This is a genomic window from Vulcanimicrobium alpinum (genome assembly GCF_027923555.1).
GTDB classification, from domain to species: domain Bacteria; phylum Vulcanimicrobiota; class Vulcanimicrobiia; order Vulcanimicrobiales; family Vulcanimicrobiaceae; genus Vulcanimicrobium; species Vulcanimicrobium alpinum.
In genome coordinates, this window is the sequence record NZ_AP025523.1 from 2633643 (window position 1) to 2657666 (window position 24024).

At 70.3% G+C, this 24024-nt stretch carries 20 protein-coding genes; 11 read left to right on the forward strand and 9 right to left on the reverse strand.

All coding sequences use genetic code 11. The annotated features are described in order from the left end of the window. Nucleotides 1-63 precede the first annotated feature (63 nt). A complete protein-coding gene (locus WPS_RS13515) occupies nt 64-255 on the reverse strand; it encodes a hypothetical protein (protein WP_317995002.1) in 192 nt (63 codons plus the stop codon). A 365-nt stretch (nt 256-620) separates the two neighbouring features. Here WPS_RS13515 and WPS_RS13520 point away from each other — a divergent pair, with 365 nt between their 5' ends. After that, nucleotides 621-1013, forward strand: coding sequence for an aminotransferase-like domain-containing protein (locus tag WPS_RS13520; protein WP_317995003.1), 393 nt, complete (start codon nt 621-623; stop codon nt 1011-1013). Between the two features lie 172 nt (nt 1014-1185). After that, a complete protein-coding gene (locus tag WPS_RS13525) occupies nt 1186-1689 on the forward strand; it encodes an aminotransferase-like domain-containing protein (protein WP_317995004.1) in 504 nt (167 codons plus the stop codon). A gap of 13 nt (nt 1690-1702) precedes the next feature. On the opposite strand, the gene WPS_RS13530 is transcribed toward WPS_RS13525, so the two are convergent. Then, nucleotides 1703-3847: an EAL domain-containing protein gene (locus WPS_RS13530; RefSeq protein WP_317995005.1), complete on the reverse strand. Its 2145-nt coding sequence runs from the start codon at nt 3845-3847 to the stop codon at nt 1703-1705. Nucleotides 3848-3933: 86 nt separating this feature from the next. Here WPS_RS13530 and WPS_RS13535 point away from each other — a divergent pair, with 86 nt between their 5' ends. After that, a complete protein-coding gene (locus WPS_RS13535) occupies nt 3934-5037 on the forward strand; it encodes an NADH:flavin oxidoreductase/NADH oxidase (protein WP_317995006.1) in 1104 nt (367 codons plus the stop codon). On the opposite strand, the gene WPS_RS13540 is transcribed toward WPS_RS13535, so the two are convergent. The 5 genes from WPS_RS13540 to WPS_RS13560 are packed head-to-tail and all read right to left on the reverse strand — an operon-like array spanning nt 5030 to nt 12123. Next, nucleotides 5030-6517, reverse strand: a complete 1488-nt coding sequence (locus WPS_RS13540; RefSeq protein WP_317995007.1) for a 3-hydroxyacyl-CoA dehydrogenase — start codon at nt 6515-6517, stop codon at nt 5030-5032. The two genes, WPS_RS13535 and WPS_RS13540, sit on opposite strands and share 8 nt — an antisense overlap. A 14-nt stretch (nt 6518-6531) precedes the next feature. Next, the gene (locus tag WPS_RS13545; RefSeq protein WP_317995008.1) at nt 6532-9180 is read right to left on the reverse strand and encodes a phosphoenolpyruvate carboxylase; all 2649 of its coding nucleotides are present in this window, start codon (nt 9178-9180) and stop codon (nt 6532-6534) included. After that, the gene (locus WPS_RS13550) at nt 9177-9884 is read right to left on the reverse strand and encodes a class II aldolase/adducin family protein (protein WP_317995009.1); all 708 of its coding nucleotides are present in this window, start codon (nt 9882-9884) and stop codon (nt 9177-9179) included. Before WPS_RS13550 ends, WPS_RS13545 begins: the two co-directional genes overlap by 4 nt. After that, entirely contained in the window at nt 9881-10864 is a 984-nt protein-coding gene (locus WPS_RS13555) for a substrate-binding domain-containing protein (RefSeq protein WP_317995010.1), read from the reverse strand. The genes WPS_RS13550 and WPS_RS13555 overlap by 4 nt, the downstream gene beginning before the upstream one ends. Then, nucleotides 10861-12123: a Rieske 2Fe-2S domain-containing protein gene (locus WPS_RS13560; RefSeq protein ID WP_317995011.1), complete on the reverse strand. Its 1263-nt coding sequence runs from the start codon at nt 12121-12123 to the stop codon at nt 10861-10863. The genes WPS_RS13555 and WPS_RS13560 overlap by 4 nt, the downstream gene beginning before the upstream one ends. A 94-nt stretch (nt 12124-12217) precedes the next feature. Here WPS_RS13560 and WPS_RS13565 point away from each other — a divergent pair, with 94 nt between their 5' ends. From WPS_RS13565 to glf, 6 genes are read left to right on the forward strand one after another with little or no spacing between them, the layout of a single operon-like run. After that, nucleotides 12218-13399 (forward strand): ABC transporter substrate-binding protein, encoded by a 1182-nt coding sequence (locus tag WPS_RS13565; protein ID WP_317995012.1) that lies wholly within the window; start codon nt 12218-12220, stop codon nt 13397-13399. Nucleotide 13400: 1 nt separating this feature from the next. Then, complete coding sequence (locus WPS_RS13570; protein WP_317995013.1) at nt 13401-15296, forward strand: ABC transporter permease; 1896 nt, start codon at nt 13401-13403, stop codon at nt 15294-15296. Next, nucleotides 15293-16066 carry an ABC transporter ATP-binding protein gene (locus WPS_RS13575; protein ID WP_317995014.1) on the forward strand — a complete coding sequence of 258 codons (774 nt, stop codon included), beginning with the start codon at nt 15293-15295 and terminating at the stop codon, nt 16064-16066. Before WPS_RS13570 ends, WPS_RS13575 begins: the two co-directional genes overlap by 4 nt. Next, nucleotides 16063-16860: an ABC transporter ATP-binding protein gene (locus tag WPS_RS13580; RefSeq protein WP_317995015.1), complete on the forward strand. Its 798-nt coding sequence runs from the start codon at nt 16063-16065 to the stop codon at nt 16858-16860. Before WPS_RS13575 ends, WPS_RS13580 begins: the two co-directional genes overlap by 4 nt. Beyond that, nucleotides 16857-17324 (forward strand): MarR family winged helix-turn-helix transcriptional regulator, encoded by a 468-nt coding sequence (locus WPS_RS13585; protein ID WP_317995016.1) that lies wholly within the window; start codon nt 16857-16859, stop codon nt 17322-17324. The genes WPS_RS13580 and WPS_RS13585 overlap by 4 nt, the downstream gene beginning before the upstream one ends. A 60-nt stretch (nt 17325-17384) precedes the next feature. Continuing rightward, nucleotides 17385-18494, forward strand: coding sequence for a UDP-galactopyranose mutase (gene glf, locus WPS_RS13590; RefSeq protein ID WP_317995017.1), 1110 nt, complete (start codon nt 17385-17387; stop codon nt 18492-18494). Nucleotides 18495-18503: 9 nt separating this feature from the next. Here the strand turns inward: glf and WPS_RS13595 are convergent, their stop codons facing one another. Further along, the gene (locus tag WPS_RS13595) at nt 18504-20501 is read right to left on the reverse strand and encodes a CDGSH iron-sulfur domain-containing protein (protein ID WP_317995018.1); all 1998 of its coding nucleotides are present in this window, start codon (nt 20499-20501) and stop codon (nt 18504-18506) included. A 116-nt stretch (nt 20502-20617) separates the two neighbouring features. On the opposite strand from WPS_RS13595, the gene WPS_RS13600 reads away from it, so the two are divergent. Beyond that, nucleotides 20618-21193 (forward strand): hypothetical protein, encoded by a 576-nt coding sequence (locus WPS_RS13600; RefSeq protein ID WP_317995019.1) that lies wholly within the window; start codon nt 20618-20620, stop codon nt 21191-21193. A gap of 50 nt (nt 21194-21243) precedes the next feature. After that, on the forward strand, nt 21244-23733 hold the full coding sequence (locus tag WPS_RS13605) for a TonB-dependent receptor (protein ID WP_317995020.1): 2490 nt from the start codon (nt 21244-21246) through the stop codon (nt 23731-23733). On the opposite strand, the gene WPS_RS13610 is transcribed toward WPS_RS13605, so the two are convergent. Further along, nucleotides 23699-24013 (reverse strand): hypothetical protein, encoded by a 315-nt coding sequence (locus tag WPS_RS13610; RefSeq protein WP_317995021.1) that lies wholly within the window; start codon nt 24011-24013, stop codon nt 23699-23701. The genes WPS_RS13605 and WPS_RS13610 overlap by 35 nt on opposite strands. Nucleotides 24014-24024 lie beyond the last annotated feature (11 nt).

The window sequence follows — 24024 nt, forward strand, 5'->3', positions numbered from 1 at the left end:
ACGGGCTGCGGATCGTGATGCGGATCGTACCCGCGGCGTGCACCCCGGGATATCCGGGGAGAACTACGGGGTCGCGCCCGGCTTCGGCATGCCGTGCCCCTTCATCGCATCGTGGCCTTTCATCGCATCGTGGCCTTTCATCGCGTCGTGGCCGGTCATCGCGCCGTGGGGCGCGGGCGACGACATCGCGGTATCGGCGAGTGCGGGGGTTCCCAGCGCCATCAGGACGGACAGCGCGGCGATCGAACGAATCATGACAGCAAGACTTCCTCTCGGAGTGTGAAGGCGGATCGCGCACACCGTACCAGCCGGCCGCAGTCGGCGTCGGTAAGGCGCCTTACCGGATCGGCTCCGCCGCAGCGCTCGCCTTTGGCTCTCGCCCGCCGGCCGCGTTTGCCCGAGAGTGGTACCCGCCATGGAAGAACCGTGTCTCGCCGACACCGCGTCGCTCTTTCCCGACCACGCGTCGCTGTTGCCGCTCTCGCGCCAATTGGTGCAGAACCTGCGCCGCGCGATCCGCGGCGGCCGCGGCGCGCACGGGCGGCGCGCCGGCGGTCCCGCCGGCTGCGCAGCGCTGCGTCGAAATCGCCGGGCGCTTCGCGCACGTCGGCGAGAAGCACGTGCCGTTTCGCACTGGCGTCCCGGACATCGCCGCGTTTCCCCTCTCGCCGTGGGACCGCTTCGCGCGCCGTCTGCGCACGCACCCGTACCGCTTCGCGTACGAGGACATCGCCGGCTTGCAGCGCCTGCGCAGCGTCCTCGCCGACCACCTGCGGCAATTTCGCGCGCTGCGTGCGAGCGCCGATCAGATCGTGATCGTCGAAGGCCCACAGTCGGCGCTCGTACTGATCGCGCAGGCCCTCGTCGATCCCGGCGACCCGGCCGTGCTCGAAGATCCCGGCTGTCCGTTCGCCATCGCGTTCGAAGCCCGGGGGCGCGCATCGTGCCGATCGCGATCGACGAGCACGGGCTCGACGCGACGCAGGCGCCGGCGGCGCGCGCGTGCTTCGTGACGCCGGCGCATCAGTATCCGCTCGGCGGAACGCTGCCGTCGGAGCAGCGCCGCGCGCTGCTCGCGTAGGCGCGCGCACGACGCGTACGTCGTCGAAGACGACTACGACGGCGAGTTTCGCTTCGGCGGCCCGCCGATGCCGGCGCTGCAGGGGGACCGACACGGAAGATCGCGTGATCTACGTCGGGACGTTCAGCAAGGTCCTCGCGCCGGGCTTGCGCGTCGGTTACGTCGTTTCGCCGCCGCATCTTGTCCCGGCGTTTCACGCGGCGCGCTCAGCGTCGTCGCTCGGTGCCGAACCGCAGACGCCGCGCATTCTCGCCGACTTCATCGCCGAAGGCTATCTCGCGCGCCACGTCCGCCGCACGACCGGCGAGTATCAGCGGCGCGCCGAGATGCTCGGCAACCTGCTCGCACCGTTCGGCGGCCGGCTGCAGATCGGACCGATCACCGGCGGCATTCATCTCACCGTCGCCGCCGACGAGACGCTCGACGACCGCGCCGTGGCGGGCGCGGGACGCGAGCGCGGCGTCGTACTGCACCCGCTCTCGCTCGACTGCATCGCGCGCACCGACGTGCGCGGCTTCGCGCTTGGGTTCGCCGCGGCACCGTGCGAGACGATCCCGGACGCGTTCGCGCGCCTTCGCGACGCACTCGACGCGGCCGTCGCGACGTGAGCGCGCGCAGCGCTCACGCGTTCGGGTACCGCGCGAGGTACGCGCGCAGCGCCGCGCGGTCCATCGGTTCGCTCAGCGCATAGCCCTGACCGAAACGGTACCCGCATCGCTGCAGGGCACCGGCCTCGGCCTCCGTTTCGATCCCTTCGCCGACGACGGTGACCGCGATCCCCTCGGCGAGTTCGCGCAACGCAGACGTCATCGACTGCGCGCGGCGGTCGCTATCGATCGCGGCGACGAGCGAGCGGTCGAGCTTGATGATGTCGACGCGTGCCGCCCGCAGGCGCCCCAGCGACGAGTGTCCCGTTCCGAAGTCGTCGATCGCGACGTGGACGCCAGTCGCGTGCAGCCGTTCGAGGACGGGCCCGATCTCGTCGCCGGAGACGATCCGTTCGGTCACCTCGATGACCAGCTCGCTTGGCTGCGCCCCCGCGCGGCGGACGATGCGCGGCAGCGCCTCGACGAACGCCGGATCGAACAGCGCGCCGGCGCTGATGTTGATCCACACGCGCATCCCCGGGACGCGCGCGCGCAATTCCGACGCGGTCGCGGCCGCTTCGCGTACGATCCACGGTTCGATGTCGGCGAGCAGGCCGCTGAGTTCGAGCTGGGTGAGAAACGCCGCCGGGCGCAGCAGGCCGCGCGTCGGGTGCTGCCAGCGCAGGAGCGCTTCCGCGCCGACCATGCGGCGCTCGCCGTCGAGTTCGTGAATCGGCTGATAATGCAGCAGGAACTGTTCGTCGTCGCGGGCGCGCACGAGTTCTGACGCCAGCCGCGCGCGATCCGCCGGATCGTCGGCCGACGCGAACACGACCGCGCGGTTGCCGCCGGCTTCGCTCGCCTCGGCCATCGCGGCGAGCCCTTCGATCAGCAGCGCGCGCCGGTCGCGCCGGACGCCGTGCGCGATCCCGATCGACAACGTGAACCGGAACTCCGCGCCGGCCGCGCGCAGCGGCGTCAAGAACGCGCGCGCGATCCGTTCGGCCGCCGCAAGCGCCGCCTCGCGGTCGCCGGCATGGGCGACGACGAACGCGTCCGACTCGAATCGTCCGAAAAACTGTGCGTCGGAGACCGTCGCACCGATCGTCTCGCACGCCGCCTGCAGCACGGCATCCGCATCGCGGCGCGTCATCCCGATGTCGAGCAGGCCGAACGCATCAAGATCGATGCACGCGACCCACATCGCCGACGACTCGGGGCCTCGCGCCCACGTCTCGAGCGCTGCGCGATTGGGCAGCGACGTGCGCGCGTCGTGCAGCAGCAGCCATCGGCCGAGGATCCGCAGCCGCTCGCGCGTCGACGTCATCGCGCCGAGCACGAGCGCGAGGATCGTCTGCAGGATCACGTCGAGCTGACCGCCGGCGACCTGCGAAGCATCAACGCGGGAGACGATCGCGATCGCGACGAGCGCGACGTCGACCGCCGCGATTCCGATGATCGCGCCGCGCATCCCGCCGGCGGCGGCGAGCGCCGCGACCGGGACCAGCACCAAGGCGAAGACGATGGCGCGCTGCGGATCGAGCCGCAGCACACCGAGCGCAACGACGTTCAGCGCCGCGATCAGCGCGACGGCGGAGAGCTCGGCCCATGCCGGAAGCACGCGGCGGTAGGCGGCCGGGGCGTAGCCGCGCGCCGCGGAGATCGCGAGATCGAGGACCGGCGCGAACGCGAGGATGCCGACCGCGTCGCCGAGCCAGAACACGCGAAACTGATCCATCGCACCGCTCGGCGAGAGCGATCCCGCCGACGCGTGCAGCGCGACCGAAAGCGCGGAGGTGACGAACGCGAGCAGCAGCGCGAGCCCGCAGAACGCCAGCGCGTCGCGCACGCGCACCGACGGCAGCACCAGACCGCTGCGGTGTGCGAGCAGCACGCCGCCCGCGTACACGCCCCCGACGATCACGCCTTGGATCGCGGCCGTCGGAAGCGCGTAGGCCGGATCGTGATAAAGCGTCCAGCGCAGCATTTCGGCCACGACGACGAGCGGAGCGTAGCGGACGCCGAAACGATACAGCAGGGTGACGGTGAGACCGGCACCGGGATACCAGGGCGAGAACCCCGGGGCGCGATGCAGCGCGAGCGTCGTCCAGTCCAAGGCGACCCAGGCGACCACGAACACGGCGCCGACGATCGGCGACTGCCAGGGCCTCGCCCGCATGCGTTCGAGCGTTGGGGAGCCTGCCGCCCCCATCCTCCGGCCCTGCCGCGAAACTCGAACGGCGACGCGAGCGTCTTCCCGAAGGTATGTCCGAACTGTTCTCTCCGTATACGCTGCGCGGCGTCACGCTGCGCAATCGCGTCGTCGTCTCCCCGATGTGCGAATACTCCTCGAGCGACGGTTTCGCAAACACCTGGCACACCGTGCATCTGGGGAGCCGCGCCGTCGGCGGCGCTTCTCTCGTGCTGACGGAAGCGATCGCGGTGACGCCGGAGGGCCGGATCTCTCCGCAGGACCTCGGGATCTGGAAAGACGAGCACGTCGACGCGCTCGCGGAGATCGCCCGGTTCTGCCGCGAGCAGGGCGCGGCGTTCGGGACGCAGCTCGCGCACGCCGGCCGGAAAGCCTCGACCAAACGCCCGTGGGAGGGCCACGGTGCCGTGACGTCCGCGGACGGCGGCTGGACGCCGGTGGCACCGGGGACCGAGCCCTTCGATCCGTCGTACCCGACGCCGGCGGCTTTAGATGAAGACGGGATCGCCGCGATCGTCCGCGCCTTCGCCGACGGCGCCCGCCGGACCGAAGCCGTCTGCGGAACGGTCGTTGAAGTACACGCCGCGCACGGCTACCTGCTGCACCAGTTTCTCTCGCCGCTCGTGAACCGGCGCACCGACCGCTGGGGCGGCTCGTTCGAGAATCGCACGCGGCTCACGCGCGAGGTCGTGCGCGCGATCCGCGCCGTGTGGCCGGAACGCTACCCGCTGTTCGTCCGCATCTCCGCGACCGATTGGGCCGCGGGCGGCTGGGACGCCGAACAGTCGGTCCAACTCGCCGCGCTGCTGCGCGCCGACGGCGCCGATCTCATCGACGTCACGACCGGCGGCGCGGTCCCCGTGCCGGCGGGATCGATCCCGGTCGGACCGCTGTATCAGACGCCGTTCGCGGAGCAGATCCGGCGCGAGGCCGGGATCGCGACCGGGACGGTGGGGATGATCGCGGAGCCCGCCGATGCCGAGGCGATCGTCGCGGGCGGCCGCGCCGACCTCGTGCTCCTCGCGCGCGAACTCCTCCGCGACCCGTACTGGCCGCTGTTCGCATCGCGCGCGCTCGGCGCGCCGATGCCGTGGCCTAATCAGTACCGGCGCGCCGAAGGCGACCGCGCGACAATGAAGGTGCCGTCGCTCACGTAGCGCCGGCCGTCCGCAGCGCGCGCGAGCGCAGCGCGAACGCGGGGCGATAGCGTTCGGGTCCCAGCAGCCGCGTGCACTGCTCGAGCACGGCGAGCACGCGATCCCAGCCGATCCGCTCGGCCCAACCGAGCGGGCCGAGCGGATAGTTGACGCCGAGCGTCATCGCAAGATCGATCGTCGCGTCGTCGATCCCTTCGGGGAGCATCGTGCACGCCTCGTTGGCGATCGCGGCGACGGTGCGCATCACGAGCAGGCCCGGCACGTCGGGAATCGCGCTCACCGACTTGCCGAGCGCGCGGAAGAACCCGCTTGCGGCGGCGAGCGGCGACGGATCGGCGTCGGGCGCGGCGACGACGATGCGCGCGCACGACGCGTAGTCGAGCGCGAGATCGTAGAGCACCGACGGAGCGTGCCGCGCGTGTTCGGCCGCCTGCGCACCGTCGGTGAGCCGCAGGGCGACGCCGTCGACCTCGATCCGCGCGTCCGTACCGGCGCGTTCCTCGACCGCGATCCCGCGCTCGCGCGCGAGCGCGACCAGCGCGGCGGCAACGCCGAGATCGCCGTACGCGACAACGCTGCGCGGCGCGACACCGGAGGGAGCATCGGAGGGATCGAGCTCTTTCGCGCCGGGCGCGTAGTCGTAGAAGCCGCGTCCGCTCTTGCGTCCGAGACGGCCCGCATCGACCAGTTCCTGCTGCACGAGCGACGGCGCGAAGCGCCGGTCGTAGGCGAACGCCTCGAACACCGAACCGGTTACCGCGAAGTTCACGTCGTTGCCGATCAGATCCATCAGCCGGAACGGTCCCATCCGGAACCCGCCCGATTCGGTCAGCGCGGCGTCGACGTCGGCGACGGCGATCCCGAACTCACCGTGCGCGCGCAGGGCTTCGGCGTAGAACGGACGGGCGACGCGGTTCACCACGAATCCCGGCGTCGACCGCACGCGGATCGGCCGTTTCCCCCAGCGCTCCGCAAGCGCCGTCGCGCGCGCCACCGCATCTTCCGACGCCGTCAGCGGTGCGACGATCTCGACAAGTTCCATCACGTGTGCGGGGTTGAAGAAATGCATTCCGACGCAGCGCGCGGGATGCGCGAGCGCGCCCGCGATCGCGGTCACGGAGATCGACGACGTGTTCGTCGCGAGGATCGCGTCGGACGCGACGATCCGTTCGAGGTCGCGGAACAGTCCGATTTTCGCGTCGCGATCCTCGACGATCGCTTCGACGACCACCTGCGCCGACGCCAGGGCGTCGAGCGCGGACGCGGCGTGCAGGCGGCCGATGAGCGCGCGCGCTTCGTCACGGGCGAGCTTGCCGCGCTCGATGCGCCTCTCGAGATCGGCGCCGATCCCCTCGATCGCGCGCGCGGCCGCGCCTTCGCACGCGTCGAAAAGCAGCACCGGATGACCGGCGGCAGCGGCGACCCGCGCGATCCCCGCGCCCATCGTCCCGGCGCCGACAACGGCGACGTGTTCGTGCATGACCGGCGATGCTTCTAGCCGGTGACGCGCAGTCCCGCGGCGATTCCGTTGATCGAGAGCCGGATCGTGTCGCGCAACGCGGGATCGGGCTGCGCGCGGTACGCGCGCAGCAGACGGATCTGCAGCAGCGAGATCGGATCGACGTACGGATTGCGCAGCGCGATGCTGCGCGCCAGGGTCGGGTCGTCGGCGAGCAGCGTCTCGCGTTCGAGGATCTGCAGCACCGCGCGGACCGACGCGTCGTATTCGGCGCGGATGCGCGGCAGGTAGCGTTCCGCGCCGCCGGCAGCGCCGGCGAGACCCGCCACGTAGCGTTCGAAGATCGCCAGATCGGCGACCGCGAGGGCGCGCTCGACGCTGTGCACGAGCGTCGCGAAGAACGGGAACCCCGCCGCCATCGCGCGCAGGGTCGCGAGTTCGTCGCCGGTGCCGGCGAGCGCTGCGCCGAAGCCGAACCAGCCCGGCAGCAGCGCGCGCGCCTGCGTCCACGCAAACGCCCACGGGATCGCGCGCAGGTCGCCGATCGCGCGCCGCGCACCGCGCCGTCCGGGTCGCGAACTGATCTGCATCTCGCCGATCTCGTCGAGCGGCGTGCAGGCGGCGAAGAACGCGAGAAACTCGGGATCGCCGGCGAGGTCGAGGTACGCGCGCTCCGCGGTCGCGGCGAGCCGGTCGAGCAGCGCGCTCCATTCCGGCGGCACCGCGGGGCCGGGCGCGTGCACCGCGAGCAGCGCCGAGGTCAGCGCGAGCTCGAGGTTGCGGCGCGCCAGCGACGGCAGGCCGTAGCGCGCGCCGATCACCTCACCCTGTTCCGTCACCTTGAAGCGTCCGTCGCGCGCCGCAGGCGGCTGCGCGTCGATCGCGTCGCGCGCGTCGGCGGCGCCGCGCCCGACCGAACCGCCGCGCCCGTGAAAGAAGCGCATCGCGATGCGGTGGCGGCGTGCGACGGCGGCGAGCGCGTCCTGCGCGCGGTAGACCGCCCAGGCGCCGGCGACGACGCCCATCACCTTGGTGGTGTCGGAGTACCCGAGCATCACCTCCATCACGCCGCCGCAGCGTTCGACGTGCGCGCGGAACGGTGCTTGCGCGAGCAGTGCCTCAGCGATCCCGCCCGCGGCGGCGAGCGCGGTCGCGCTTTCGAAGAGCGGGACGATCTGCGCGGGGCCGGCGGCGAGCGCGCCGCACGCGCGCGCGAGCACGTACAGCGCGAGGACGTCGTGCGCGCTCTCGGTTCCCGCGAGGATGAACGTGCGCGACGCGCCGGCGCCGCCGCGCGCGCGCAGTTCGGCGATCGCCGCGAGCGATCGGAGCACGTCGGCCGTCTCCGCCGAAAACGACACCGCGGTCGGCACCAGCGGACGCAGCGCCGTGAGTTCACGCGCGAACCAGGAGTCGGCGTCGGCGGCGTCACGCTGCGAGAGCGGCGGGAGCGCGGGTTCGACGGCGCGCACGATCTCGTCGAGCGCATTCCACACGCGGTCGCGATGCTGCCGCCATTCGAGCTCGCACAGCCCGAAGCCGAACGTGCTCACCGCGCGGCGCAAGCGCCGCAGCGGGCGCGCGACGTCGTCGCCGCTCCCGCCGGTCACCGCCGCGTCGATCAGCGCGAGATCGGCAAGGAGCGCGTCGGCGGCGGCGTAGCCGCCTTCGCGGCCGGCGAGCGTCAGCGTCAGACGCCGGTGCACGAAGGCGAGCTTGCGGCGGTAGGGCTCGTCCTGTTGGCGCGGACCGACGGTGTAGCGGACGTCGGGGAGCGCGGCGCCGTCGGCCTCGACGGACGCCAGCAATTCGGGAGAGGCGCCGCCGCGCACCGCGTCTTGCGAGAAGCGCGCCTGCAGATCCTCGACGTCGCGCAGATAGCGCTCGCAGACGAAGCGGCGCGCCTGCTCGTACGCCTCGAGGCTCGCGTCGGGCGCGACGTTGGGGTTGCCGTCGCGGTCGCCGCCGATCCACGACCCGACGTGCAGTATGTCGGGTGCGGCGATGCCGAACGCGCGCTCGAACCGCTCGAAGAGCAGCGGGACTTCGTCGAAGAGGGAATCACGAAACCGTGCAACGAGGTTGCGCACCTCGTCGTGCACCGTCGGCGCGCTGCGGTAGAGTTCGTTGCTCTGCCAGAGCAGGACGATCTGCGCCCGCAGCTCGGCCTCCGCCTGCGCGCGCTCCTCCGGTGTGAGGATGCGCTCGTCGAGCGCGCGCAGCAGCGCCGCGACCGCTGAGAGCTTCTCGCTGGTCGTGCGGCGCTGCACCTCCGTCGGATGCGCGGTGAAGACCAGCGTCAGCTCGACCTCGCCGACGCGGCGCGCGGCTTCGAGCGGGAGCGATTCGAGCGACCCGCGCAACGGCGCCTCGCCGAGCAGCGCGCGCTCCCGCCGCCGCCGTTCGCGATGCAATTGCTCGGCGAGGTTCACCATCTGAAAGTAGAGACCGAACGCGCGGATCACTTCGACCGCGTCGTCGAGCGCGAGCGCGTCGAGGACGACGGCGATCTCGTTGTCGAGCGCGGGATCGGGTGCGGCCCGCCGGCGGCGCGTCAGCGCGCGCACGCGTTCGACGGTTTCGAAGGTCTGCGGACGGGCGTGGGCGCGCAGCGCGTCGCCGACGAACCGTCCCAGCAGGGCGACCTGCGCGCGCAGCGGCGCGGCAGTGTCGCGCTGCGTCATGCGTCGCGCCGCCAGAGGCTCCAGGCGCGTTCGACTTGTCCGGCGTTGGTGACGGTCGCGCGTTCCGCTTCCGTCTCGCTCAGGTAGGTGACCGCTCCGCCCAGCCGCATCGCGTCCGACTGCAGCAGCGCGTTCTGCGCGGTGTACACCGCGCAGAACACCGCCTGACGCACGTCGCGGCCGACGATCGTCGCGCCGTGGCCGCGCATCAGCACGGCGGTGTGGTCGCCGAGCGCCGCGGCGAGCGCATCGCCGAGCGCGTCGTCGCGAACGAGCAGGTCGTTCTCGGGTCCGGCCGCATCGCGGATCTCGAACACCGGGACCGGCCGCAGCAGAAACGAGCTCATGTGATAGATCGGGCGCAGCGGCGCGTCGTGCACGACGCCGAAAGGGATCAGCGAGGCGGCGTGACTGTGCACGACCGCGCTGACATCGGGCCGCGCACGATAGATCGCGCCGTGGATGAACCGTTCCAGATACGGCTGGCGGTCGTCGCCGCCGAGCGGGGTCCCGTCGTGCGCGAACGCCATGATGTCGGCCGGCGTGACCAGCGCGGGCGCCATGTTGCGCGCGAGCAGAAAGCGCGCCGGATCGCCGTCGTGCCGGACGCTGACGTGACCGAACGCGTCGACGATCCCGTGGCGGAACAGAATGTGGTTGGCGCTGACGAGGTCGGCGACGAGGCTATGGTCGGCGGCGATCAAATCGTGTACGTCTCGAGCGTTTCCGGTGCAAACAACTCGCGCGGTTCGCGCTTGCGCGGCGAGAGCCCCTGTTCGTGGTGGTAGCGCGTGAAGACATCGAGGACGTGCTCGTTGGCGGCGAAGCCGTAGGGCCAGAAATCGTCGCCCATCAGCGCGCGCGTCCGCTCGTCTTCGGCGACCGCCCACGGCAGCATCGTCTTCGAGGCGGCGGTGACGCGCAGATCCTCGTACGCGATCGCCTGCGCCGCCTTGAACGCCTTCATCAGCGCGGTTGCCACCCAGCGGTCGCGTTCGTAGACGTCGCGCCGGATCGCGACGACGTGCATGATCGGGAAGATCCGCGTCCGCTCGAAATACGCGCGCTCGACCGCAGGATAGTCTTCCCAGAGCCGGCCGACGCCGTCACGCCCGTAGCACGACGGCTTGCGCGGTGCGTAGAGCGCATCGATCTCGCCCGACGCGAGCAGCGCGGAGAGCGTCTGCTCCGGCCCGATCGGTGCGATGCGGATCGACGGCGGCAGATCGAGCGCGACCTTCTCATCGCGCCCCGGCGTCTCTTCGCCGCCGGTGCGGTACTCGACGCTCTCGACCGGTACGCCGTACTCGTCGGCGAGGATCCCGCGGATCCACACGTTCGCGGTCAGCTGATACTCCGGGACGCCGACGCGCTTCCCGATCAGGTCGCGCGGCTCGCGGATCCCGCTGCGCCCGCTGACGTATACGCCCGAGTGCCGAAAGAAACGCGACGGGAAGATCGGGATCGCGACGAACGGGTTGTCGCGAAACGTCGAGAGGACGTACGACGAGAGCGACATCTCGGCGACGTCGAACTCGCGATGGCGCAGCATCCGGAAGAACGTCTCTTCGACCGGCAGCGCGTTGAAGATCAGGTCGATCCCGTCGGCGGCGACGCGGCCGTCGGCGAGGGCGCGGGTGCGATCGTAATCCCAGCAGGCGAGGCTCAGCCGCAGCTTCGTCACGTGCGCGCGGGTTCGACGTCGTACGCGCCGACCCGCTGCCACGGCCGATCGATCGGGATCACGCGTCCCTCACCGCGCAGGCGATCGAAGGGAAACGGTGCGGCGGTGCCCGGCGGCGCCTCACCCTGTTCGAACCGCTTGAGCGCGTCGAGCATCCGCCGGCGCATGCGGATGATCGCGACGTCGGAGGTGCCGAGGTGCTCGTTCGTCCGGTCGGCGACCGGTCCCATCGACTCCTGACACGCCATGTCCTGATTGATGAAGCCGGGAATTCCGGTGTAGCTGCCCTCACGCATCCGCTCGCGGTCCTGCGCGAACCAGTCGTGGACGCCGTGGACGCGGAACCACATCCGGTCGAGGTCGACGCCCGGGACGACGTGATGCGTGCGGCGCTGCGCGTCTTCGTCGACCGGTTCGCCGTTCTGGCTGAAAAAGATGCCGTAGAACATCGTGTGCGTGTCGTCGACGGGGACGAAGAGCTCGGCGTGCGCTGGCTCGGCAGGATCGAGCGGGCGCGGGATCAGCGCCGTCGACGGCGCGACGAAGTGCGTCACGCGCACGTACCGCTCGCTCTCGGGGTTGGCGTTGGGACGGCGGATCGCAGCGTAGCGAAATCCATAGGGTTCGTCCTGCGCTTCGAGCCGCGGCGAGAGATCGCTCGAGATCTCGCTTCGCTTCTTCCAATCCCAGATCGTGTCGCGGTGCAGAAACCATGAATGCGACGAGTCGATCGCGCCCTCGACCGCTTGCGCCCAGTTCACGCGCGCGCCGACTTTGATGATCGCGACCTGCGCTTTGGGCAGCCGCGTCCAGTCGAACGCCGGAAACGCCGGCTGATGCTCGGGCGAACCGAGATACGTCCACACGATCCCGCCGGCTTCGTGCACCGGATAGGGGCGCGTGCGCGTGCGGTCGCGGAAGTTGTAGCCCTCCGGTTCGGTCGGCATCTCCAAACACGCGCCGTCGACGCCGAATTTCCAGCCGTGGTAGACGCAGCGCAGTCCGCCCTCTTCGTTGCGGCCGAGCGCGAGCGAGGCGAGACGGTGCGGGCAGTGCTCGTCGAGGATCCCGATCCGTCCGTGCGTATCGCGGAACGCGACGAGCGGCGTTCCGAGGATCTGCGTGCGCACCGGCGCGCCGTCGGGCTGCGCGACTTCTTCCGCGAGGCAGGCCGGAAACCAGTAGCGGCGCATCAGCGCCCCCATCGGCGCGTCGCCGGTAACGCGCGTGAGCCGTTCGTTGTCAGCCGCCGAGAGCATGTTTCCTCGCCATCCTGAATGATACGTGTGGTGAAGTATATTCGCGGAGAGACGCGAATTGCAAGGTCCGACCCGACCGCCAGGAGGTATCGCCATGGGGTTTCGCCCCGATCTCCGCTTCGCCGCCGCGGCGCTCGCCGCGCTCGTCGCCGCCGGCCCGCTCCCGCTTCACGCCGCCGACGAACCGTACGAGATCGACGCGGTCCTCTCGCTCACGGGGAGCGCCGCGTTCCTCGGCCAGGAAGAGAAACAGGCGTTCGAGGCGGTCGAGCGCGTGCAGAACGCGCGCGGCGGGATCCACGGCCGCAAGATCCGGTTCACGATCCTCGACGATCAGTCGAACCCGCAGAACGCGGTGCAACTGACGAACCAGATCATCGGCAAGCACGTCCCGGTGGTTCTCGGTTCGTCGCTCGTCGCGCAGTGCAACGCGATGGCGGCGCTGGTGAAAGAGAACGGGCCGGTGCAGTACTGCGTCTCGCCGGGGATCCATCCGGAACACGGCGGCTATACCTTCTCCTCGAGCGTCTCGACGCGCGACCAGGCGATCGCGATGGTGCGCTACTTTCACAAACGCGGCTGGAACAAAGTCGGTCTGCTGACCTCGACCGACGCGACCGGTCAGGACGCCGAGCGGAATTTTCTCTACGCGGTGACGCAGCCCGAGGTGCGCGGCGTCGAGATCGTCGCGCGCGAACACTTCAACCCTACCGACGTCAGCGTCTCCGCGCAGCTCGAGCGGATCAAGAGCGCGAAGCCCGACGCGATGGTCGGCTGGACGACCGGGACGCCGTTCGGCACCGTCCTGCGCGGGATCACGGAGACGGGGATCGACATCCCGGTCGGCGCCGGAAACGGCAACATCATCTATGCGCAGATGAAGCAGTACACGCAGTTTCTCCCCAAGACGCTGCTCTTCGCCGGCGTACAGTACTTCCGCGATCCCAAGGAGATCACCGGGCCGCTGAAGGCCGCGATCGAGACGTTCATCCGCGCGATCGCGCCGACGAAGCCCGATCTCGGACAAGGGCTCGGCTACGATCCGGCGATGATCGTCGTCGACACGCTGCGCAAGCTGCCCGCGAACGCGAGCGCGAAGGATCTGCGCGACGCGATCCTCGCGACGCACGGCTACGTCGGGATCAACGGCGTCTACGACTTCCACAGCGGCGACAACCGCGGGCTGGGCGTGGGGAACGCCGTGCTCGTGCGCTACGACGCCCAGCGCGAACTCTTCGTCCCCGTCAGCAAACCCGGCGGCGACCCGCTCAAGTAGCGTGCACGACGCGCTCGAGACCGCGATCGGCGGCCTCGTCGAGGGGTCGGTCTTCGCGCTCGTCGCGATCGGCTTCGCGCTGGTCTTCCGCGTCACCGGGACGGTGAATCTCGCGCAGGGTGCGTTCGTCGTCCTCGGCGCGCTCACGACGTACTCGTTCGAACAGACGCTGCACTGGCCGCTCCCGCTCGCGGTGCTCGGCGCGCTCGGCGTCGCGGCGGTCGTCGGCGCGCTGCTCGCAATCGCCGTCCTCGCGCCGGGGCTGCGGCGCCTTCCTCCCAGCGGGATGGTGATGCTCACCAGCGGCCTGCTGACGGTCTTCGAAGGCGCCGCGCTGCTGGTGTGGGGGAGCCAGCCGTATCAGCTCCCGCCGTTCTCCGGCTACCATCCCGTCGCGTTCGCCGGGCTGCTGGTGCCGACGCAGTCGTTCTGGGATCTCGGGATCACCGCGGTCGTCGTCGCGCTGTTGTGGTACGTCCTGCAGCGCACGACGTTCGGGCGCGCGCTGCGCGCGTGCGCCGAGAATCCCGCCGCCGCGACGCTGATGGGGATCGACGTCGCGCGCGTGCGCGTCCTCTCGTACACGGCGGCGTGCGTGCTGGGCGCGCTCTCGGGGATCGCGATCGGTCCGATCGTCTCGCTGCAGTTCGACGGCGGACGGTTCTTCACGGTGTACGGATTCATCTCGGTCGCGATCGGCGGACTCGGCTCGTTCGCCGGCGCGCTGCTCGGCGGACTCGGACTGGGCCTCGTACAGCAGCTCGGCGCGTTCTACGTCTCGTCGATCTTCGCGACGACGCTGGCGATCGCGATCCTGATCGTCGTGCTCGTCTTCCGCCCCAGCGGCCTCTTCGGCCGCGGCGCGCGCCGCGAAGACAATCGCACCGGCGGCGCGCATGCGGGCGCGCTCGGCGCGCGCTTCGATCCGCGCATCGTGCGCGCGGCGGCGATCGCCGCGCCGGTCGTCATCCTGCTGCTCCCGCTGGTGCTCCCCGACGGCGCGCTCAGTTCGCTGGTCATCGCGGGGATCGTCTTCATCGCGGTGATGGGACTCGACGTGCTGATGGGATTTGCGGGGCAGGTGAGCCTCGGGCATGCGGCGTTCGTCGCGATCGGCGGCTACGTCGCCGCGATCGCGGCGGTGCGCTTTCACGTGCCGCCGCTGCTCGGCGCGCTGCTCGCGCTTGTCGTCTCGCTCGCGTGCGCCGCGGTCCTCGCCGGGCTCACCGTGCGCCTGCGCGGGCACTACATGGCGCTGGCGACGCTCGCGTTCGGTCTGCTCGTCGATTCGCTCGCGGTGGGGCTCGGCGACTGGACCGGCGGACCCTCCGGGCTCACCGGGATCCCGCACGTCGCCTTCGGCGCCTTCGCGATCGACGGCCAGCGCGCGAACTACTATCTCGTGTGGGCGGTCGCGATCGTCGCGTTCGTCCTGCTCGCGAACCTGCTCCGCTCGGATTTCGGACGCGCCCTGCGCGCGATCCGCACCGACCAGACCGCGGCGCTGGCGCTGGGAATCGACGTTCCGCGGTACAAGTTGTACGCGTTTCTGATCAGCGCGGCGTGCGCGTCGATCGCCGGCAGTCTGTACGCGTATTACTTTCAGTTCATCTCGCCCGAGATGGTGAGCACGCCGCGCTCGCTCGAGTTCGTGACGATGCTGGTGATCGGCGGTGAAGGAACGCTGGCGGGGCCGCTGCTCGGCGTTTTGCTGCTGGTGCTGCTCCCCAACGCCGTGCAGGCGCTGCAGCAGGCGAAGACGCTCTTCGCCGGGCTGATCTTGGTCGGCGGCCTGCTGCTGCTGCCCTCCGGAATCCTTGGCGCGATCGCCGGCCTGCTGCGGCGCGCACCTGCGCGCGACGACGCCGCGGTGCCGGCACGCGGAGCGGCAACGTGAACGCTCCGGCCGCGCTGGCAGTCGAGCGCGTCTCGAAAGCGTTCGGCGGCGTGCAGGCGATTCGCGAGGTCTCGTTCGACGTGCCGGCCGGGACGCTGACCGCGCTGATCGGCCCCAACGGCGCCGGGAAGACGACGCTGTTCAATCTCTTCACCAACCTCTATCGCACCGATTCCGGCAGCGTCGCGTTCTTCGGCGAACCGCTGGCGGGACGGCGCTCCGACGCGATCGCGCGGATGGGACTGGTGCGCACGTTCCAGACGGCGCGCGTCTTCGCGGGGATGACGGTGCTCGAAAACGTGCTCGCCGGCGCGCACATGACGGCGCGCGCGCCGGCGTTCGCGCAGGCGCTGCGCCTTCCCGCCGCAACGAACGACGAACGCGCGCTGGTCGCGCGCGCCGACGCGCTGCTCGACGCGCTCGGGATCGCGGAGCTGCGCGCGCGGCCGGCGGCGTCTCTGCCGCTGGGAACGCAGAAGATCGTCGAGCTCGCCCGCGCGCTCGTCGCGCGGCCGCGGATGCTGCTGCTCGACGAGCCGGCCGCCGGACTCAACGACGCCGAGACCGACGCGCTCGCGAGCCTGCTGCTCGCGATCCACCGCTCCGGGACGACCGTGGTCGTCGTCGAGCACAACATGTCGCTGGTGATGGGGATCGCCGATCGCGTCCTCGTCCTCGACGCCGGGGCGCTGATCGCATCCGGCACGCCCGCCGAGATCCAAGCGAATCCGGCGGTCGTCGCGGCGTACGTCGGGCAGGCCGCGCCGTGATCCTCGAGATGCGCGACGTCGCCGCGGGCTACGGCGGCGTCAGTGCGCTGCGCGGGGTCACGCTGCACGTCGACGAGGGCGAGACCGTCGCGCTCGTCGGTGCCAACGGCGCCGGCAAATCGACGCTCCTGAAGTCGATCTCCGGACTCGTGCGCCCCACCGCGGGGACGATCGCGTTCGCCGGCGCTTCGCTGGCGGCGGTGCGCGCGCCGGCGCGCGTCGCGCTCGGGATCGCGCACGTCCCCGAAGGCCGCGACGTCTTCGGCAGCCTGAGCGTTCGCGAGAACCTCGATCTCGGCGCGTACGCGCTGGGACGCCGCCGCTCGGCGCGCGAGTTGGACGCGCTGCGCGACGCCGTGCTGGAACGGTTTCCGGTGCTGCGCGATCGGCTCGAGCGTTCGGCCGCCGAGCTCTCCGGCGGACAGCAGCAGATGCTCGCGATCGGCCGCGGGCTGATGGCGAAGCCGCGGCTGCTGCTGCTCGACGAACCGTCGCTCGGCCTCGCGCCTTCGCTCGTCGATCAGATCTTCGCGATCGTGCGCGATCTGCGCGAACTCGGCGTCACGGTCCTGATCGCCGAGCAGAACGCGCGGATGACGCTCGCGATCGCCGATCGCGGCTACGTGCTGGAAAACGGCGCCGTGGTCGCCGCCGACACCGGCCGCGCCCTCCTCGCTTCGCCGCAGATCGTCGAGCGCTACTTGGGGATCGGCGCCGGCGCGTCGGCGCACGCGCGCGAAAGCACCGCCGGCGCGCTCGCCTCGGCGCTGCGCGCGATCCTGCGGGAACCGTGACCGTGGCGCGCGCGAAGCCGCTCTCCGGCGCTTTCGACCCCGAGCCGGCGAACAGCATCGGCTACCTCATCCGCGACAGCTCGCGGATGATCCTGAGCCGGCTGCAGGCGCTGCTCGAGCCGCACAACGTGACGCTCGGCCAATATTTCATCCTGCGCGAACTCTGGCAGAACGAGGGCGTCACGCAACGCGAGCTCTGCGCGCGGATCGGGATCGGCGAACAGTCGGCGGTCGCGACGATCGACGCGATGGAGGCGCGCGACCTCGTCGTGCGGACGCGCAGCCGCCAGGACCGCCGCAAGATCCAGCTCTATCTCACCGACCGCAGCCGCGGCCTGCGCGACGAACTCCTCGGGGCCGCGGCGCAGGTCATCAACGCCGCGACCGCCGATTTCGCGCCGAGCGAGATCGCGACGCTCCGCGGGCTTCTACGCAAGCTGAACGATCGTCTCGAGCGCACGTAGCCGGACCCGGGAACTTCCGGGCGCATTGCGGTGTCATCCGCGGTGGGAACGAAGGATCACGTGTACGATTACCTGGTCGTCGGCGCAGGGCTTGCCGGCAGCACGATCGCCGAGCGGCTTGCAACCCAGCTCGGCGCGAGCGTGCTCGTCATCGACAAACGGCCGCACGTCGCCGGGAACACGCACGATCCGGTGGACGCCGACGGCCTGCGCTACCACCAGTACGGGCCGCACATCTTCCACACCAACAGCGCCGAGGTCGTCGCGTACCTGAGCGCGTTCACCGCCTGGCGGCCGTACGAGCACCGGGTGCTCGCGCGCGCCGGCGACCGGCTCGTGCCGATCCCGATCAACCGCACGACGATCAACACGCTCTACGGGCTCGACCTCGACGCAGCCGCCGTCGCGCGCTTCCTCGCCGACCGCGCCGTGCCGTTCGCGCGGATCGAGAACTCCGAGCAGATGATCGTCTCGCGGGTCGGCCGCGAGCTGTACGAGACGTTCTTCCGCGGCTACACGCGCAAGCACTGGGGCCTCGACCCCGCCGAGCTGGACGCGAGCGTCTGCGGCCGCATCCCGACGCGCACAGGCGACGACGACCGCTACTTCACCGACGCGTTCCAGGCGATGCCTGCCGAGGGATACACCGCGATGGTCGAGCGCATGCTCGCGAGTCCGGAGATCGACGTCGTGCTCGGCACCGACTTCGCCGCGATCGCCGATCGGGCGCGGTTCGGCCACGTGATCTACACCGGGCCGATCGACGAGTATTTCGACTGCAAGTTCGGCCGGCTGCCATACCGCTCGCTGCGCTTCGAGTTCGAAACGCGCGACGTCGGGTACGTTCAGCCCGTCGGCTGCATCAACGAACCGGCGATCGACGTCGCGCACACGCGCACCACCGAATACAAGCACCTCACCGGACAGACGCTCGCAAAGACGATCCTCTCGCGCGAGTATCCGTCGGCCGAGGGCGATCCGTACTATCCGATCCCGCGCCCGGAGAACCGCGAGCTCTACCGCAAGTACGCGAACCTCGCCCGCGCCCAGCGCGCCGTCACCTTCGTCGGGCGGCTCGCCGAGTATCGCTACTACAACATGGACCAGGTCGTGGCGTCCGCGCTGGCGACCTTCGAAGACCTCGCGAGCACGGCCGCGGCCGCCTCGTAGCGCGTCCGGCTAGTTCGCCTCGTCGGTGAACTTCGCGTACCAGTGGGTGCCGTCGCAGAACGGCTTGTTCTTCGAGTGGCCGCAGCGGCACAGCGCGTAGTGTTCCGTCGACGCGCCGGCGTTGCGCTGCTCGTGCAGCAATTCGATGCCGCCCGTCACGTGGTACGGCCCGTCTTTCGAGACGTAGATGCCCGGCGCGCGGTCGACGTCGCGGTGCGCGACGCCCCTTTTCGAATAGCTCAACGCGCCCGAGGGGCACTGCTGCACGATGTCGATGATCTGCTGCGCCGGCGCACCGTTCGGATCGATCCAGGGTTCCTGACCGTTGCGGAACACCGACGGGAGGTTGTCGCTGCAGTTGCCGGAGTGGCAGCACGTGCCGCGGTTGTCGTGGATCGTCACCTCGGCGCCGACGTAGTCGACGCGGCGATCCGGCGTGCGATCGGGCAATTTGCCGCTGCTGAAGTGCGCGTCGGCATGCGAGCCGTCGCAGAACGGCTTCATCCGCGACTGCCCGCAGCGGCACAGCGCCATCTCCGTGCGCGCGTCCAGCGTCTCCCCCTTCGAGTTCGTAAGCGAAGCGACGTTGGTGACGAGGTACGGGCCGTTGTGTTCCGGCGTGATCGTCGCCCCGATCGGCGTTTCGAACGCGGCGATCTCCGCCTCGGTCGCTGCGACGCCGCGCGGCGAGAGCGCACCGATCTTCGCGGCGATGTCCTGCAGGGCGGCGGCGGCCTCTTCGATCTCGGGAGGGACGGCGAAGTTGGTGCGGATGTAGGCGGCCTTGCGCGCGAGCTGGCCCAGACGTTCGGCAAAGAAGATCCACGCCGAGGCCTTGTGAGGGAGGAGATGGACGTCGCGGTTGTAGCCGAAGCCGGGACCGGCGGAGAGCCCCGGATACGGCGCGCCGGCGGGCATCTTCGTGAGCGCCTCGCCGAGCGGGCGCAGCGCCGAGGCCATCATCCGGATCGTTCCGCGCGAGAGCACCTCCAGTTCGCGTTCGGTTTCGTCGGTGTGGGCGAAGAAGCGCAGCAGCATCAGCAGCATCGTGTCGTATGCGACGTTGTAGAGGTCCGCCACGTTGTGCGTCAGCTCGTCGCGCAGGATCGTCCCGCCGTTCGCATCCTCATAGAAGTGCGTCATCGGGTTGGGGACGATTTTTCGCACCGGATCGAAGATCGTTCCGGCCTCACGGGCACGCGAGACCTCGGCTTCGTACGCGATGCGGATCCCGTCGAACACGCAGAAGTGCGCGTCCGGGTGGTCCGTCGACGGCGACTCGCCCTGCGAGACGATCATCTCGATCGCGCGGCACGCCGAGTCGCGGTCGACCACGGCGATCAATTCGCCGTCGAGATCGACGAAGCGCGCGTTGGCCTGTGCTTCGCGCGGACCGATGAACAGCACGTCCTCGGGGATGCACCGGAATCCGCTTTCGATCTTGTGATAAAACTCGCCGACGGTCCGAAAATCGATCTCGAACGGTTCGACCGCGCAGTGCGTCGGCATCGCATCGATCTCCGCCTCGCGCTCGCGCACCACCCGCGACCGGATCTCGTCGTACGCCGACTGCTTCTCCGCCGCGAGGACGCCGGCTTCGGGCATCTCGTAGCACACGAGCCGCTCGATGAGCCCGCGCGAAAACGGCTCGAGCGACAATTCGATCCCGAACGGAAACGCTTCGGGGGGCATCGGAAAGTTCGTGCGTCGGAAGTGCGGCGCCCCGCCGATCGCGGTGAGCATGTTCGTCACCTGCGCGAGGTGCAGCATCTCCTCGATCGCGACCCCGGCGAGTTTGCGTTTCCAGTCGCGCACCATCCGCGCTTGCTCGACGGTGAGGCCGCCTTCGTCGACGTCGCTCTTGAGCGAGTGCGCGGCGTAAAGGTAGACGCACGCCAGCCCGTGCTCGAGCTCGCTTGCGCGCGAGAGCAGATAGATCAGTTCTTCACGCGTGGTGACGGGCGCGATGTGCGCACGATCGGGCGCCGCAGTTTCGAGGATCGACATTGCCTTTAAGAGACCGCGGGCGCGTCCCGAGGGATGCGTCCGCTGTCGGAGCCGGCGAGGACGGGCCGGCGCGCCCCGTGGGGGACGATGCGCGCGCGCACTCGAAATCGGGGAACGTGCGCCGTCGATCGCTGCTCGCGTGGCTGATCTACGCCGGTCTCACGCTTCCGATCGGCCTCTTCGGTCATGTCCTTTTCGAGCAAGCGGGGCGCGTCGTCGGCCGCTACGGCAGCGTCGAGATCGATCACGCACTGCTCGGCGCCGCGGCCGCGGCAGGCTTCGCCGCGGCGCTCTCGTCCCTGCGCCGCGGGGAACGCTCGGAACGCCGCAGGCGCGCTGCGCTGCTGCAGGCCGCGCTGCCCAACGCAGCCGCGGTCTGCGTGACGGGGATCGCCGCGCAAAGCGCGATCGCGGCCGCCACCCTCTCGCTCGAAGGCGTTGCGGTCGACCCCGCCCGCGTCGTCCTCGCGCTGGTCGCCGCAGCGTGCGGGATGCTGGTCGCGTCCCTGCTGCTCTACGCAGTTGACGAAGCGGTGCTGTCGCGCATCGCCGCCGCGCTCGTCCTGACCCGCGTGCGCTCGCGTGCCGTCGTCACGCGAACCGCAGCGACCGCCCCGCTCGCGCGGCACCTCGCCGCGCGCCGCCGTTGCAGCGGCCGCGCCCCTCCTCGACTCTCCCCCGCTTCGCCCTAACCGCGATCGCGCGCGGCCGCCGGGCCGCCGCCGGAGGAGTTCAGGAGTTCATGGTGTTGTCACGCTCGCGCGCGCCGAAGCCGGCCGCGCATCTTCTCGCCTCTGCCGTTGCGGCGGTCGTCCTGCTGGTTGCCGTCGCGCGCGTAAACGCGTCCGCGCAGGCGACCACCGTGCTCGCGGGGACCATCAACGGCCAGAGCGGCCCGGTGAGCGGCGCGGTCGTCAACGCGACCGGATCCAACCTGCACCTGCACACGCGAACCAACGCGCAGGGCCGGTTCGCGTTCACCTCCGTGCCGATCGGCACGTACGTCGTCGACGTCACGGCAGGGGCGCTCAGCGCATCGCTGCGCGTCGACGTCCCGTCGGCAGGCGCCGACGTCACGCTCTCGCTCGCCCCGATCAAAGAGATCGGCCGCACCGCGGTGACCGCGCGGCCGCCGCGCGCCGGCTCCGGGACCGACGTGAGCCTCAACAGCGACCTGCTCGCGAAATCGCCGGCGAGCGGAAGCCTTCCCGCGCTGCTGCTGCAGCTGCCGGGCGCCGCGCGCGGCGCCAACGGCGTGGTCCACATCAACGGCGACCACGGCGACATCAACTACGTCGTCGACGGTGTCTCGATCCCGCAGGAGCTCAACCGCACCGTCGGCACCGAGTTCGATCCCAACGACATCGCGTACGTCGAAGCGCTGCAAGGCGCCTACCCGGCGCAGTACGGCGAGCGCTTCGCCTCGGTGATCAACATCAACACGCGCAACGGCAGCGGCCCACCCGGCTTCTCGGCGAATCTGCTCGGCGGTACGTTCACGCACCTCGACTCCGACGTCGCGTATCACACCAACCTCGGCTCGGCGTCGCTCGTGCTCGCGTCACGGCTCGAACAGAGCGATCGCGGCCTCGATCCGCCCAACGCCGCCTCGATCCACAACCAATACAGCAACGCGAACCAGTTCGTGCGCTTCACCCAGCCGATCCGCAACGACTACCTGAACCTTACGGTCAGCCACGCGCATCACAGCTACCAGATTCCGAACGACGTCGCCGGCGGCGAGCCGGCCGCCACGAACGACAACGAAACCCAAGACGATCTGTTTGCCGCGATGCAGTACCGTCACCCGGTCGGCGATCACGGGTCGCTCTCGTTCGGACCGTCGTACAAACGCTCGCGCATTCGCGATCTCGGCGATCCGGCGAACGACTTCGCGTACGGGATCGCCAATGCGCCGGGCAGTCCGACCGATTGCGCGCAAGCGCTGACGTCGACGGGTCCCGTCGTCGGGGGCGTGGTGACGAACCCGGTGCCCAACCCGGCGGTCGCGTACGGGAACGCGACCTGCGCGTTCTCGCTCTCCGGCGACCGCACCGCGATCGACGTCGGCGGCAACGTCGATTACGAAAACCGCAGCACGCACCACACCGTGCGCGCCGGCGCCCAGTTCGACGCCACGCACATCGCCAAAGCGTACGACGTCACCCTGCAGCCGGGGAACTTCCTCGCGCCGATCTTCACCCCCGGCGCACCCGGCGCCGCCTACACGGTCGTCGACAGCGCGCCGAACATCGGTCACCTCGGCGCGGCGTACGTCCAAGATGCATGGAAGATGGGGACGGCGTGGCAGCTCGACTACGGCGTGCGCGCCGATACGTTCGGCGTTTCGTCGAGCCAGTTCCGCGCCGGCTTCGGGATGATCAGTCCGCGCATCAAGCTCACGCGCAATTTCGGAGCGCGCGAGAGCGTGTACGCGTACTACGGCCGCTTCTTCACGCCGTTCTCGCTCGAGAACGTCTCGCCGCTCGCGGCGTACACCCTGAACCTCCCGCTGCAGAGTTCCGTCGCGCAGTTCGATCTGAAGCCGCAGCGGGACACCGTCTACGAGCTCGGCGCGCACGTCACGCTCGGACGGGGCGATCTCGGCCTGCGCATCATGCAGAAAAACGCTACGGACGTGATCGACGACACGCAGGTCGGCACGACGAACCTGCACCAGGACATCAACTACGCGCAGGGCCGGATCGCGACGCAGACCGCGTATTATCAACTCGGGCTTGCACGCGGCGGCCGATTCTACTCCTCGCTGACGCACACGTATGCCGCGAACAAGGGCTGCGAAACGCAGCTGCTGGCACCGTGCTTCGGCGCGTCGGGCGACTGGACGCCGGCCGATCACGATCAGCGCATCAGCGCGACGTCCGGGATCGTGCTCAACGACCGTTCCGGCGGATGGTGGGCGGCGGACGGCGAGTACGGCAGCGGGCTCTCGTCGTCGCTGAACCCGGCCGGCGGGATCACCTGCGCCGGGGCGGGGCTCGCGCAGAACATCGGCGGCCCGTGCAAGCGGACGCCGCATCTCACGTTCGACCTCGAGCGCGGGATCGTCATGGCGCCGGGCGTCGAGCTGACGCTGCGGATGCAGAACGTGTTCAACGACCTCTATCTGGTGACGTTCCGCAACGCGCAGGGCAACCACTACGCCGCGCCGCGCACCTTCGAAGTCGGCTTGCGCTTCACGACCGATCGCGCCGCCGCTCCGCGCCGGTGAGCCCGGCGTGCGTCGGCCACCACCACGGCTCGGCCTGCGGCTCGTCGGCGCGGCCGGCAGCGACGAACGCGACGACGAGTGCCGCCAGCGCGACGTACTCGACGTGCAGCGGCGCGTAGGCGCCCCACGCGCGCGGGATCGCAAGCGCGAAGTACGCAAGCGTCAGCCACCAGCCGATCGCGGTCCAACGCGAACGCGCGCCCAGGATGGTCGCGCTTTTGACCGAGAGCACGATGCCGGCCAGGCACGCGACGAGCCAGGCGATTCCGATCGGTCCCATCGGTCTTTTCC

Coding starts and splice junctions, on each gene's coding strand:
- WPS_RS13560 (WP_317995011.1), bottom strand. CDS start 12,123: ATGCTCTCGGCGGCTGACAACGAACGGCTCACGCGCGTTACCGGCGAC.
- WPS_RS13535 (WP_317995006.1), top strand. CDS start 3,934: ATGTCCGAACTGTTCTCTCCGTATACGCTGCGCGGCGTCACGCTGCGC.
- WPS_RS13530 (WP_317995005.1), bottom strand. CDS start 3,847: ATGCGGGCGAGGCCCTGGCAGTCGCCGATCGTCGGCGCCGTGTTCGTG.
- WPS_RS13540 (WP_317995007.1), bottom strand. CDS start 6,517: ATGCACGAACACGTCGCCGTTGTCGGCGCCGGGACGATGGGCGCGGGG.
- WPS_RS13610 (WP_317995021.1), bottom strand. CDS start 24,013: ATGGGACCGATCGGAATCGCCTGGCTCGTCGCGTGCCTGGCCGGCATC.
- WPS_RS13565 (WP_317995012.1), top strand. CDS start 12,218: ATGGGGTTTCGCCCCGATCTCCGCTTCGCCGCCGCGGCGCTCGCCGCG.
- WPS_RS13605 (WP_317995020.1), top strand. CDS start 21,244: ATGGTGTTGTCACGCTCGCGCGCGCCGAAGCCGGCCGCGCATCTTCTC.
- WPS_RS13545 (WP_317995008.1), bottom strand. CDS start 9,180: ATGACGCAGCGCGACACTGCCGCGCCGCTGCGCGCGCAGGTCGCCCTG.
- WPS_RS13515 (WP_317995002.1), bottom strand. CDS start 255: ATGATTCGTTCGATCGCCGCGCTGTCCGTCCTGATGGCGCTGGGAACC.
- WPS_RS13595 (WP_317995018.1), bottom strand. CDS start 20,501: ATGTCGATCCTCGAAACTGCGGCGCCCGATCGTGCGCACATCGCGCCC.